Raw genomic sequence first — 13,157 nt, forward strand, 5'->3', positions numbered from 1 at the left:
TCTTCTCCAGCCGTCTAGTCCTTCTCGTCCACCGCGGGCGAAGGCGTCGTGGGCGCGGAGTCCGTCGGCATCGTGGTACCCCACTCGACCCGCTGTCCGGCGAAGGGCGCCGCGTGCCGCGGCTCGTGGTGGACGGCGCCGAGCACGAACACGTCCTCCGCGCCGTCCAGGATTCCGCCCGAGGGGTCGTCGTCGCCGTCCTGCCGCAGTACGTCGTGCTGCGGCAGGAGGATGTCGCGGATGACCATGCCGCACAGGTAGAGCGTGCCGAGCAGGTGCACGGCGATGGCGAGGTGGTAGCCGTCGGCGGACAGACCGTGGTGCTTGGTGCCGCCGGTGACGTACGCGAGCTGCATCCAGATGCCGATGAAGTACAGCACCTCGGCGCCCTGCCAGATCAGCAGGTCGCGCCAGCGCGGGCGGGCGAGCACGGCGAGCGGGAGCAGCCACAGCACGTACTGCGGCGAGTAGACCTTGTTGCTGATCACCAGCGCGGCCACCAGCAGGAAGGCGAGCTGTGCGAAGCGCGGGCGGCGCGGGGCGTACAGCGCGAGGGCGGCGATCCCGGCGCACAGCAGCAGCATCAGGGCGGCCACGTACGCGCTCACGCCGGTCAGCGGGTTGCCGGTGCGCTGCATGACGATCAGCCACAGCGAGCCGTAGTCGACGCCGCGGGTGCGGCTGAAGCTGTAGAACTCCGACCAGCCGTGCCGGGCGAGCAGGATCACCGGGCCGTTGACCACCAGCCAGGACAGGACGGCGCCGCCGAGCGCCGTGCCGAAGGCCCGTAGCCGCCCGGCGCGCAGGCACAGCAGGAACAGCGCGAGCAGCAGCAGGACGGGGTAGAGCTTGGCCGCGGTGGCCAGGCCGATCAGGATGCCCGCGGCCAGCGGTCGGCTGCGGGCCCACAGCAGCATGCCGACGGCGGTCAGGGCGACGGCGAACAGGTCCCAGTTGATGGTCGCGGTGAGCGCGAGCGCGGGGGACAGGGCGATGAGCAGGCCGTCCCAGGGGCGCCGCCGCTGGGTGCGCGCCACGCACGTGACGAGGACGACCGCGCAGATCATCAGCATCGCGGAGTTCACGATCCAGTAGATCTGCGCGCGGTGCTGGAGGTCGCCGCCGTGCGGGGTCAGCCAGGAGGCGACCTCCATGAACAGGCCGGTGAGCACCGGGTACTCGAGGTAGTGGAAGCCGCTGCCGGAGACCGAGTCCGGGATGCGGTCGAAGTACGGGACCAGGTCGGTGGCGAAGCCGCGCTGCGAGTACAGGTGCGGGATGTCGGAGTAGCAGGCGTGGATGTACTGCGGGGAGCCGCCCTGGAACCAGCCGCCGGAGTAGCAGGACGCTTTCTGCGCCATGCCGAGGGCGAACATCCCGATGACGACGAGCACCATCACGCGGACCGGGTTCCACCAGCGGTAACCGCCGGAGCGGGCCCACCGTCCGGTGGGCCCGCCCAGGAACTCACTGCCGGCCGCGGCGACCGGGTCCTCGTCGGAGGGTCGCACGGGGAGCTCTCGCCGGTCGGCCTCTTCGCGGTCGCGCACGCTCGTCATGGCGAACATCCTGCCGTACCGGTCTGTGTGAGCGAGAGTCCCCGGGGACACCAACCGTCGCTGTCTGCTGTCAGCGACGGTCGCCGTCCCCCGTCAGCCGCCGTCCGTCATCCTCCGTCGCCGGGTTTGCGGGTGGATGTTCCGCCGCTGTTGCCTCCGCCGCCGCCCGGTCCTCCGGTGCTGCCCGACGTGGTCGGGGTGTCGCTCGGCGTCGGCGTGTTGCAGGTCTGGTCCCACGGCAGGCACGGGCCGCTCGGCGTGGTGGGCGGCGTGGTGGGCGGCGTCGTCGGCGGGGTGGTCGGCGGCGTCGTCGTGGTGGGCGGCGGGGTGGTCGCGGTGTCGGTCGGGCTCGGCGGCGGCGTCGTCATGGACGGCGTCGGCGACGGGGCGCCGGGCTCGTTCTGCGGTTCGCCGATCTTGCTGGCGTCCGGGAAGCCGGGGTCCTCGGAGTTGCCGAGGGCGGCCTTCATGTAGTCGGTCCAGATGGTGGCCGGGAGGTCACCACCGTGGATGGAGGAGTTGCCGCCGGTGCCGGACATCGGCAGCAGCTTCTTGGCCTTGGTGTCCTGGCGGAACATCACCACGGACGTGGAGAGCTGCTGGGTGTAGCCGACGAACCACGCGGACCGGGTGCCGCCGGGGCTGTCGGTGGTACCGGTCTTGCCCGCCGCGGTACGGCCCAGGGCCTTGGCCTTGGTTCCGGTGCCGTTCTCGACCACGTTCTGCAGGACCTTGGTGACGTTGTTGGCGATGTTGTCCGGCAGCGCCTGCTTGGGCTTGGGCCGCGAGAAGCCGTTGATCTGGTCACCGTTGTGGATCACCTTGGTGACCGAGTACGGGTCCACCTGCACGCCGGATTTGGCGAAGGTGGCGTACGCGTCGGCCATCCGGATCGCGCTGGGCGTGGACGTACCGATCGAGAACGACGGCACCATGGTGGCCATGCTCTCGTCGAGCAGGCCCACGCTCTCCGCCGTCGCCTTGACCTTGGGCAGGCCGACGTCCTCGCCGAGCTGGACGAACGGGGTGTTGATCGAGTTCTGCATGGCCTTGGTCAGCGTGACGTAGCCGTGCTTGATCGAGTCCTCGTTCTTCTGCCGGAACGGCTTGTTCTCCTTGTCGAGGACCACATTGCCGTCGTGGTCCTTGATCACCAGCAGGTCGTTGGCGTTGTACTTGCTGTCCGGCGTGATGGGCTTGCCGTCGCTGTGGTTGGTGCCGTACATCATGGCCGCGGAGAGCACGAACGGCTTGAAGGTCGAGCCGACCGGCACACCGGCGGTGTTGGCGTTGTTGTTGAACTCGTTGTGCTCGTAGCCCTCGCCGCCGTAGATGGCCACGATCTTGCCGTCGCCCGGCACCACGGAGGCGGCGCCGAACTGCACATTGCTGTCCGCGTCCGTGCCCTTGTAGTCGGGGTCGTCGCCCAGGTACTTGTGCGAGCCGCCGGGCTTGATGTTCGCCTTGCGGACCGCCTCGACGGACTTCTTCAGGGCGTTGACCTTGGCCTTGTCGAAGGTCGTGTAGATCTGGTATCCGCCCAGGTCAAGGTCCTTCTGGGTGATCTTCGGCGAGGAGTGCGTGGTGACGTAGTTGTTCACCGTGTCGACCAGGTAGCTGATCTGACCGCTCATGCCCGCCTGCACCTTCAGCCCCTGGGGCATCGGGTACTTGGTGTACTTGGCGCGCTCGGTCGCCGTCATGTGGCCGTACTTGACCTCCTGGTCAAGGATCCAGGCCCAGCGCTGCGTGGAGCGCTTGGTGTTGGCCTCGGCGGTGGCCGACGTGTCGATGTTGGTGGCGCCTATCGGGTCGTAGTACGTCGGGCCCTTGAGCAACGCCGCCAGGAAGGCGCACTGGCTGGGGTCGAGCTTGACCGCGTCCACGCCGTAGTACGTCTGCGCGGCGGCCTGGAGACCGTAGGCGCCGCGGCCGAAGTACGAGGTGTTCAGGTAGCCGGTGATGATGTCGTTCTTGCCGACCTTCGCGCCGACCTTTATAGAGATGAACAGCTCTTTGAACTTCCGGCTGACCGTCTGCGACTGGTCGAGCATCGAGTTCTTCACGTACTGCTGCGTGATGGTCGAGCCGCCCTGCGTCTCGCCGCCCTTGGCCATGTTGAACAGCGCGCGGGTGATGCCCATCGGGTCGACACCGGAGTCGGTCTCGAAGGTCTTGTTCTCGGCCGAGATCACCGCGTAGCGCATGGCCTTGGGGATCTGGTCGTACGTGATGTTCTGCCGGTTGAAGTCACCGCCGGTGGCGACCATGCGGGTGCCGTCGGCCCAGTAGTAGACGTTGTTCTGGGCGACGGCCGCCTTGTTCTCGTCGGGGATGTCGACCATGGCGTACGCGATGCCCGCGATGCCGACCAGGGTGCCGACGAAGCCGATGCACAGCGCGGTGACCTGGCGCCAGGAGGGCACCCAGTGCCGCCAGCCCTGCTTGCCGAAGCGCGGGTAGTCGATGAAGCGCTTCTTGGCGGGCCTGCGGCCTCCCCGGCCCGCGGGGCCGCCGGGTTCACCGGGGCCGCCGGTGCCTCTGCGGCGACCGCCGCCGTTGCCGTTGCCGCCACCGCCGCGTCCCTGGGCGGCGCGGCGGGCCGCGGCGCGTCCTTCATAGGGGACACCGGGGCCGCCGGTGCCGGAAGGGGAACCGCTGGGCACGCCGCCGGGAGGGCCGGGGGGACGGCCGGGTACGGCGCCCGGGGTACCGCCGGGCGGCGTACCGCCACTGGGCATACCGCTAGGGGACCCGGCGGGGGGGCCGCCGGCCGCGCGTCGGCCGCCTGACGCAGGGGGCGTCGGCTGCTGTCCCCCGCGCCTGGCGGCAGCACGGCCGCCGGAGGGCGACTGCGGCGGCTTGCGACGGTGCTCGCTCATGAACAGCTACTCCTCGACAGGCGGGATCGCCTGCAGGCATCGATGACATTCCGGTCTGTCCCCCTGAGTACGGCTGTGTCAGGCCGCACTGCACCCAGGACCAAGACGCACGCCGACGTCCCAGGGTTCCCGGTGCTCTGCATGGCGAACAGAGTACGCACGGTCAAAAGACGCACGATGCGAGCGTTCATCACATAACGGACGGTTGACGCCTCACAGGTTTCATGTTGTGACACCCGCTGTGACGGCGGTCACCGCGGACCGCCTTGCATGATGTGTCGAACCGTTCTATCGTCCCGATGTATCGACTCGATACATCGCACCGACACATCACTCCGATGCATCGTGCGGAGGCATCGGGTCGGCACACAGTACGGGACAGCGGCGACCGGCCGGAACGAGGGGACGAGGGATTGAGCAAGCGCTCCGGAATCCTCGAATTCGCGGTTCTCGGTCTGCTGCGCGAGTCCCCTATGCACGGCTACGAGCTGCGCAAGCGGCTCAACACCTCGCTCGGGGTGTTCCGCGCCTTCAGCTACGGCAGTCTTTATCCCTGCCTGAAGACGCTGGTCACTCAGGGGTGGCTGATCGAGGAGTCGGTGGTGGACAGCGATCCGCCCGCGACACCCCTCGCCGGCCGCCGGGCGAAGATCGTCTACCGGCTGACGGCCGCGGGCAAGGAGCACTTCGAGGAGCTGCTCGCCCACTCCGGCCCGGACGCCTGGGAGGACGAGCACTTCGCCGCTCGCTTCGCCTTCTTCGGGCAGACGTCGAAGGACGTCAGGATGCGGGTCCTCGAGGGGCGGCGCAGCCGCCTCGAGGAACGGCTGGAGAAGATGCGCGCCTCACTCGTGCGCACCCGCGAACGGCTCGACGACTACACGCTCGAGCTTCAGCGGCACGGCATGGAATCGGTGGAGCGCGAGGTCCGCTGGCTCAATGAGCTGATCGAGACCGAGCGGGCCGGACGCAGCACCACGCGCCCGGACTCCGAGCAGGACACACACGACAACAACCAAGAGAACGGCGGCCGACCCGAAAACCGGGGAACCGCGTGACGATTACACAGGGAGCAACCGGTATGGGTTCGGTTCGCGTAGCCATCGTTGGCGTAGGCAACTGCGCCGCGTCGCTGGTGCAGGGTGTCGAGTACTACAAGGACGCCGACCCGGACAGCAAGGTGCCTGGTCTCATGCACGTGCAGTTCGGCGACTACCACGTACGTGACGTCGAGTTCGTGGCCGCCTTCGATGTCGACGCGAAGAAGGTCGGCCTCGACCTCGCGGACGCCATCGGGGCCAGCGAGAACAACACGATCAAGATCTGCGACGTCCCGCAGAGCGGTGTGACCGTCCAGCGCGGCCACACCAACGACGGTCTCGGCAAGTACTACCGGGAGACGATCGAGGAGTCCACCGAGGCCCCGGTCGACATCGTCCAGATCCTCAAGGACCGCCAGGTCGACGTCCTCGTCTGCTACCTGCCCGTCGGCTCCGAGGTCGCGGCCAAGTACTACGCGCAGTGCGCCATCGACGCGAAGGTCGCCTTCGTCAACGCCCTCCCGGTCTTCATCGCCGGCACCAAGGAGTGGGCGGACAAGTTCACCGAGGCCGGTGTGCCGATCGTCGGTGACGACATCAAGTCCCAGGTGGGCGCCACCATCACGCACCGCGTGATGGCGAAGCTCTTCGAGGACCGCGGTGTCCTGCTGGAGCGCACCATGCAGCTCAACGTGGGCGGCAACATGGACTTCAAGAACATGCTCGAGCGCGAGCGCCTGGAGTCCAAGAAGATCTCCAAGACGCAGGCCGTCACCTCGCAGATCGTGGACCGTGAGCTGGGCGCCAAGAACGTCCACATCGGCCCGTCGGACTACGTGCAGTGGCTGGACGACCGCAAGTGGGCATACGTCCGCCTCGAGGGCCGCGCCTTCGGTGACGTCCCGCTGAACCTGGAGTACAAGCTGGAGGTCTGGGACTCCCCGAACTCCGCCGGTGTCATCATCGACGCGCTGCGCGCGGCGAAGATCGCCAAGGACCGCGGTATCGGCGGCCCGATCCTCTCGGCGTCCTCGTACTTCATGAAGTCCCCGCCGGTGCAGTACTTCGACGACGAGGCCCGCGACAACGTGGAGAAGTTCATCCGCGGCGAGGTCGAGCGCTGACCGGCTGAGCCGGACAACGCCGCGTCCGGCGGCACGGTGCCACAGCGTCACCGCAGGACCGCACCGCCGCAGGACGGCACCACCGCAGTACCAAGGAAAGGCCCCGGGTCGCGTGCCCGGGGCCTTCCGCGTCATGTGAGGCTGTGACCATGGCTGTTGTGCGCGATCTTCGCGTGCTGCTGCGGCTGTCGGGCTTCCGGCGGCTGCTCGCGGTGCGCCTGCTGTCCCAATTCTCCGACGGCGTCTTCCAGGTCGCGCTGGCCGCCTATGTCGTCTTCTCGCCCGAGAAACAGACCTCGCCCGGCGCCATCGCCTCCGCCATGGCCGTACTGCTGCTGCCGTACTCGCTGCTCGGCCCGTTCACCGGCGTGCTGCTCGACCGCTGGCGGCGCAGGCAGGTGCTGCTCTCCTGCAATCTGCTGCGGGCGGTGCTGTCCTGCGGGACGGCCGCGCTGATCCTGCTGCACGTGCCGGACTGGCTGTTCTATCTCTCCGCCCTGTCGGTCACCGCCGTCAACCGCTTCGTGCTCGCGGGGCTGTCCGCCGCGCTGCCGCGGGTCGTGGACGCCGAGCGGCTGGTGATCGCCAACTCCCTGTCCCCGACGGCCGGGACGCTCGCGGCGACCGCGGGCGGCGGCGTCGCCTTCGTCGTGCACCTCTTCCTGCCCGAGGGCGCCGGGGCCAACGCGACGACCGTGCTGCTGGGCGCGGGCGTCTATCTGGTGGCGGGGCTGTCCGCGCTGACGCTGGGCCGCGACCGGCTCGGGCCCGATCCCTCCGAGGTACGGCAGCGGCTGCGCACGGCGCTCGCGGGCACCGCGCAGGGCCTGGCCGCCGGGTGGCGGCATCTGCGCCAACGGCCCGCGGCGCGACGGGCGATGGGCGCGGTGACGGCGATGCGCTTCTGCTACGGCGCCCTGACCGTCACCTTGCTGATGCTCAGCCGCTACACCTGGTCCGACCCCTCGGACACCGACGCCGGTCTCGCCCTGCTCGGCCTGGCGGTCGGCCTGTCCGCGGCCGGATTCTTCACCGCGGCGGTCTTCACCCCGTGGGCCACCGGCCGCTTCGGCACCGGCGGCTGGATCACCGTGTGCGCCGCCGCGTCCGCCGTGCTGCTGCTCCCGCTGGCGCTCCCGTTCGCCGTCGGGCCGATGATGGTCGCGGCCTTCGTGCTGGGCTTCACCATGCAGGGCGCGAAGATCGCCACCGACACCGTGGTGCAGACCGACGTCCAGGACTCCTACCGCGGGCGCGTCTTCTCCCTCTACGATGTCGCCTTCAACGTCGCCTTCGTAGGCGCCGCGGCGGTCTCCGCCCTGATGCTGCCGCCCGACGGCCGTTCCCCAGCGCTGATCACCGTCCTCGCCCTGCTCTACGCCGGGGTGGCCGCCACGATGACCCGACTCCGCTCCTGACCCCGGCGTCGCGCCGGGACGCACACCACACATGGGGGAAACCGTGGCTACTCCGCCACCTCCTGGCCGCAATCCCTACGGCCAGCCGTACGCACAGCAGACAGCACCGCCTCCGCCCGCGCCTCCGCAGCAGGGACAGAACCCGTACGGCCAGAATCCGTACGGGCAGAATCCGTACGGGCAGGGCCAGCCGGGCCAGAACCCGTACGGGCCGCCGCAGGGCCAGGGGCAGCAGCCGTTCGGCTACCCGCAGACCGGGCCGCAGACGGCGCCGGACGGCGGCCCGGCGTGCACCTTCTGCGGGGGCTTCCCGGCCGTGCAGGCCACCGTCCGCGGCCACCAGGGCTTCCTGATCATCATGCGCTTCCTGAAGCGACGGGCGAACTACTGCCGCACCTGCGGGATAGCCACGCACCGGGAGATGACCACCAAGACGCTGTGGCAGGGCTGGTGGAGCATCGCCTCGTTCGTCATCACGCCGATCACGGTGCTGATCAACCTCGGGCCGCGCGGCAAGTTCAACAAGCTGCCCGCGCCCAGCGGCGGCTTCGGACCGCCCATGAACCCGGGCAAGCCGATCTTCCTGCGCGGCGGCGCGTACGTCATGCTGGCGCCGCTGCTGGTGCTCGCCCTCATCGTCGCGGGAGTCGCGATGGGCGGCAACGACGCGAATTCGGCGTCCGCCGGTGACTGCGTCAGCAAGAGCGGCTCCGACTCCGACCCGACCCTGAAGGTCGTCGACTGCACGTCGGGCTCGGCCGCGTACCGCGTCGTGGAGCGGCACGGCGGCAAGCACTACAGAGACGCCTGCTCCAACGGCGACGCCGAGTACGACCACTCGGGGCGCGGCGGCGACTACGCGCTCTGCCTGACGCGCGTGGGCTGACGTCCTTGAGCTGACGTCCTTGAGCTGACGTCCTTGAGCTGATGGCGCCATGCCGATGCCTTTGAGCTGACGCCGATGTTCCACGTGGAACATCGCGTTCGGCGAGACGGCGGAGGGGCGATGTTCCACGTGGAACATCGCCCCTCCGCCGTTTCACGCCGCCGTTCTCACTGCTGCTCGGACCACCACGTCTTGAGCGCGGCGATCGCCTCGTCCTCGGTCATCGGGCCGTTCTCCAGCCGGAGTTCCAGCATGTGCTGGTACGCCTTGCCGACCAGGGGGCCGGGGGGGACGCCCAGGATCGACATGATCTGGTTGCCGTCGAGGTCGGGCCGGATCGCGTCCAGCTCCTCGCGCTCCTGGAGTTCGGCGATGCGCGCTTCCAGGGCGTCGTAGGTGCGGGACAGGGCGGCTGCCTTGCGCTTGTTGCGGGTCGTGCAGTCCGAACGGGTCAGCTTGTGCAGCCGGGAGAGCTGCGGGCCCGCGTCGCGGACGTAGCGGCGTACGGCCGAGTCGGTCCACTCGCCGCTGCCGTATCCGTGGAAGCGCAGGTGCAGCTCGACCAGCCGGGAGACGTCCTTCACCAGATCGTTGGGGTACTTGAGCTGGGTCAGCCGGGCCTTGGTCAGCTTCGCGCCCACCATCTCGTGGTGGTGGAAGGAGACCCGGCCGTCGGTCTCGAAGCGGCGCGTCTTCGGCTTGCCGATGTCGTGCAGCAGCGCGGCCAGCCGCAGGACGAGATCCGGCCCGTCGGTCTCCAGGTCGATCGCCTGCTCCAGCACGGTCAGCGAGTGCTCGTAGACGTCCTTGTGCCGGAAGTGCTCGTCGCGCTCCAGACGCAGCGCGGACAGCTCGGGCAGCACGAGATCGGCCAGCCCGGTGTCGACCAGCAGCCGCAGCCCCTTGCGCGGGTGGTCGGACAGGATCAGCTTGTTCAGCTCGTCCCTGATCCGCTCGGCGGAGACGATGCCGATCCGGTCGGCCATCGCCGACATCGCGGCGACCACCTCGGGCGCGACCTCGAAGTCGAGCTGCGCGGCGAAGCGGGCGGCCCGCAGCATCCGCAGCGGGTCGTCGGAGAACGACGACTCCGGGGTGCCGGGCGTACGCAGCCGCCGCGCCGCCAGATCGTCCAGGCCGCCGTACGGATCGACGAAGTCGCCCTCGGGGAGCGCGACCGCCATGGCGTTCACCGTGAAGTCCCGGCGGACCAGGTCGTCCTCGATGGTGTCGCCGTAGGACACCTCCGGCTTGCGCGAGGTCCGGTCGTACGCCTCGGAGCGGTACGTCGTCACCTCGATCTGGAAGCTGTCCTTCATCGCGCCGACCGTGCCGAAGGCGATGCCGACCTCCCACACCGAGTCCGCCCACGACCGCAGGATCTTCAGCACCTGCTCGGGGCGGGCGTCGGTGGTGAAGTCGAGGTCGTTGCCGAGCCTGCCCAGCAGGGTGTCCCGGACGGAGCCGCCGACGAGGGCGAGCCGGAATCCGGCGTCGCGGAATCGGTGGCCGAGTTCCTCGGCGACGGGCGCGACCTGGTGGCGGGCCCGCGGGGTCTGAGCGGCATTGTTGGCATTCGGCACAACGTAAAAGGGTACGGGTCCGCGGAGCCCACGGCTGCCGGGTTTCCCCGCGGGACCGCGTCGCGGGCGCATATGGCGCGCGTCCCGAGGGCATACCGTCCGGTTCCGGACCTCGGCGGACCCCGGCGGGGCATCGGCCGGACCCCGGCCAGATCTCGACTGGGCCGCATCGGGCCTCTTCCCCGGACTCCGCAGCACTTTGGCACAGCGCCGATCGTTAACATGCCAGCACGCACATCAGATGGGCGCGGACCGACGACCACCGTCGCCCGCCCGTCGACATCCGACACGAGGGACGGGCGAACGCGTGGGCGAGGCGGCACAGGCACCCGGAAGACCCCCGTCGGCGCGCTCGCCGCGTCTGCTGCGGGCGGTCGCCCTGATCGCCGCGGGCACGCTGCTCACCGGGCTGCTCCAGGTCGTCCAGACGCTCCAGGCGCCCGGCGCGCAGGCCGCCGTCGGCAGCGGCTCGCGCACCGCCGCGGTGGCGCTGAACAAGGTCGACCCCCGCGTCCCCGCCAAGGACGGCTCCGTCACCGTGTCCGGCACGGTGACCAACAACGGCAAGACGACGATCACCGGCGCCCGGATGGGCGTCAGGGTCGCCCCGGACGGCCCCCTGACGTCCCTCAGCGCGATGAAGAGCGCCCAGGACCGTACCGGTTACACCAGCTACCTGGACGGCTCGGAGATCGACGGCCACACGGTCGACCTCCCGAAGATCCCGGCCGGGCAGAGCCAGCCCTTCTCCCTCAAGGTCCCGGTGAAGTCCCTGGGCTTCGACGCCTCGGGCGTCTACCAGCTCGGCGTGGCGCTGGACGGCGAGACGTCCGCGGAGCCCGGCGAGCACGTCCTGGGCATCAAGCGCACCTTCCTGCCCTGGTACGACACCAACACCACCACCGCGAAGGCCACGCAGATCACCTACCTGTGGCCGCTCACCGACCGGCCGCACGTGGCCGCCCGCGGCGACACCGACTCCCAGCAGAGCCCGATCTTCCTCGACGACGACCTCGCCAAGGAGCTGTCCCCCGGCGGGCGGCTCCAGGTGATGGTCGACCTGGCCAAGTCGCTGCCGGTGACCTGGATCATCGACCCCGACCTGCTCGCCTCGATCGACTTCATGACCAAGCCGTACCGGGTCGCCGGCCCCGGCGGCGACGTCACCCACACCACCGAGGGCACCGGCGGCGCGGTCGCCAAGGCCTGGCTGAACTCGCTCAAGAGCGCTGTCGCGGGCGACCAGGTGATCGCGCTGCCGTTCGCCGACACCGACCTGGCCTCCGTCGCGCACAACGGCCTGCGCGTGCCCGGCACCCTCAACCACCTCAAGACCGCGTCCGAACTGGGCGTGAGCACCCTCGACACCGTCCTCGGCGTCCAGGCCACCTCCGACGTGGCCTGGCCGGTGGACGGGGCCGTCGACCCCGCCATCGTCTCGGTGGCCCGTACCGGCGGCGCGAAGCGGATCGTGGCCCGCAGCGACAGCGTCGGCGAGAGCGATGCGCTCAGCTACACGCCCAACGCGGCCCGCCCGATCGGCCACGGGGTGACCGCGGTGGTCGCCGACGCCTCGCTGTCGACCGCGTTCGAGGGCGACATGCTGCGCGCGGAGCCCGCCGATCTCGCCGTGCAGGACTTCGTCGCGCAGACCCTGATGATCACCATGCAGGCGCCGGAGAGGCAGCGCACCATCCTGGTCGCCCCGCAGCGCATGCCCACGGTCTCGCAGGCACAGGCGATGGCCGAGGCGATCGGCACGGTCGGCACGAGCCCGTGGGCCGCCACGGTCGGCTTCGACACCGCCGCCAAGGCCAAGGCCGACCCGGACGCGAACCGCAAGGTGCCGTCGGCGAAGAAGTACCCCAAGGCGCTGCGCAGGCACGAGCTGTCCGTGGGCGCCTTCCAGCAGCTCAGCGAGACGCAGACCCATCTCAACGACTTCGTCACCATCCTCACCCGCAAGGACAAGGTGACGGTGCCCTTCGGCAACTCGGTGCTGCGCGCCATGTCGGCCGGCTGGCGCGGCGACCCCGCCGACGCGACCGAGTTCCGCAGTTCGATCGGCGGCTACCTCCAGGACCTGATCAACGCGGTCCGCATCCTGCCCAAGACCACCCTCACCCTCTCCGGCCGCAGCGGGACCATTCCGGTGACGGTGAAGAACGAGCTGAACCAGCCGATCACCAACCTTGTGCTGCGTCTCACGTCGAACACCGACATCCGGCTGGAGATCAAGGACCCGCAGCAGCCGATCGCGATCGACGGCGGCCACACCCGTACCCTGAAGTTCCAGACGTCGGCGAGCGCGAACGGCAAGGTCAGGGTCACCGCGGCGCTCTTCACCGCGCAGGGCGTGCTCTACCGCAACAGCAACGCCGTCGAGTTCGACGTCAAGATCACCAAGGTCACCGATCTGGTGATGCTGATCATCGCCGCCGGTCTGCTCCTTCTGGTGCTCGCGGGCGTTCGCATCTACCGTCAGCGGAAGCGGCAGGCAGCCGCGGACAGCGGCGGAGACGGCGGGGACGGTGAGGACGGGGACAACGGCGGCGGGCAGGAGGACGGTGATCCGGGGCAGCCGGGTGACCCTGGCACTGACACCGAGGACACCGGTCGGGAAAGCGTTGAGCTGTCCCCGACGGGTGAGAAGGTGGAGGGATAG

8 protein-coding genes are annotated in these 13,157 nt (G+C 69.6%); 5 read left to right on the top strand and 3 right to left on the bottom strand.

All coding sequences use genetic code 11. The annotated features are described in order from the left end of the window. Nucleotides 1–14: 14 nt before the first annotated feature. A complete protein-coding gene (locus tag ACIP4Z_RS06210; protein ID WP_401305451.1) occupies nt 15–1,559 on the bottom strand; it encodes a glycosyltransferase family 87 protein in 1,545 nt (514 codons plus the stop codon). A 107-nt stretch (nt 1,560–1,666) separates the two neighbouring features. After that, a complete protein-coding gene (locus ACIP4Z_RS06215) occupies nt 1,667–4,441 on the bottom strand; it encodes a transglycosylase domain-containing protein (protein WP_391042033.1) in 2,775 nt (924 codons plus the stop codon). Nucleotides 4,442–4,854: 413 nt separating this feature from the next. On the opposite strand from ACIP4Z_RS06215, the gene ACIP4Z_RS06220 reads away from it, so the two are divergent. The 4 genes from ACIP4Z_RS06220 (at nt 4,855) to ACIP4Z_RS06235 (ending at nt 8,909) form a co-directional block, all read left to right on the top strand. Continuing rightward, nucleotides 4,855–5,499, top strand: a complete 645-nt coding sequence (locus ACIP4Z_RS06220; RefSeq protein WP_355336653.1) for a PadR family transcriptional regulator — start codon at nt 4,855–4,857, stop codon at nt 5,497–5,499. Nucleotides 5,500–5,522: 23 nt separating this feature from the next. After that, nucleotides 5,523–6,605, top strand: coding sequence for an inositol-3-phosphate synthase (locus ACIP4Z_RS06225; RefSeq protein WP_355336654.1), 1,083 nt, complete (start codon nt 5,523–5,525; stop codon nt 6,603–6,605). Nucleotides 6,606–6,754: 149 nt separating this feature from the next. Then, entirely contained in the window at nt 6,755–8,023 is a 1,269-nt protein-coding gene (locus ACIP4Z_RS06230) for an MFS transporter (protein ID WP_355336655.1), read from the top strand. 43 nt (nt 8,024–8,066) lie between these two features. After that, nucleotides 8,067–8,909 (top strand): hypothetical protein, encoded by an 843-nt coding sequence (locus tag ACIP4Z_RS06235; RefSeq protein ID WP_401305454.1) that lies wholly within the window; start codon nt 8,067–8,069, stop codon nt 8,907–8,909. Nucleotides 8,910–9,076: 167 nt separating this feature from the next. Here the strand turns inward: ACIP4Z_RS06235 and ACIP4Z_RS06240 are convergent, their stop codons facing one another. Continuing rightward, nucleotides 9,077–10,492 (bottom strand): CCA tRNA nucleotidyltransferase, encoded by a 1,416-nt coding sequence (locus ACIP4Z_RS06240; RefSeq protein WP_391158848.1) that lies wholly within the window; start codon nt 10,490–10,492, stop codon nt 9,077–9,079. 307 nt (nt 10,493–10,799) lie between these two features. On the opposite strand from ACIP4Z_RS06240, the gene ACIP4Z_RS06245 reads away from it, so the two are divergent. Continuing rightward, nucleotides 10,800–13,157, top strand: coding sequence for a DUF6049 family protein (locus ACIP4Z_RS06245; RefSeq protein WP_391042023.1), 2,358 nt, complete (start codon nt 10,800–10,802; stop codon nt 13,155–13,157).

Origin of the sequence: Streptomyces sp. NPDC088910, from assembly GCF_044749865.1 — a bacterium.
GTDB lineage: Bacteria > Actinomycetota > Actinomycetes > Streptomycetales > Streptomycetaceae > Actinacidiphila.

Excerpts from the sequence above, each read along its gene's own strand:
- ACIP4Z_RS06225 (WP_355336654.1), top strand. The coding sequence starts at position 5,523 with ATGGGTTCGGTTCGCGTAGCCATCGTTGGCGTAGGCAACTGCGCCGCG.
- ACIP4Z_RS06210 (WP_401305451.1), bottom strand. The coding sequence starts at position 1,559 with ATGACGAGCGTGCGCGACCGCGAAGAGGCCGACCGGCGAGAGCTCCCC.
- ACIP4Z_RS06230 (WP_355336655.1), top strand. The coding sequence starts at position 6,755 with ATGGCTGTTGTGCGCGATCTTCGCGTGCTGCTGCGGCTGTCGGGCTTC.
- ACIP4Z_RS06215 (WP_391042033.1), bottom strand. The coding sequence starts at position 4,441 with ATGAGCGAGCACCGTCGCAAGCCGCCGCAGTCGCCCTCCGGCGGCCGT.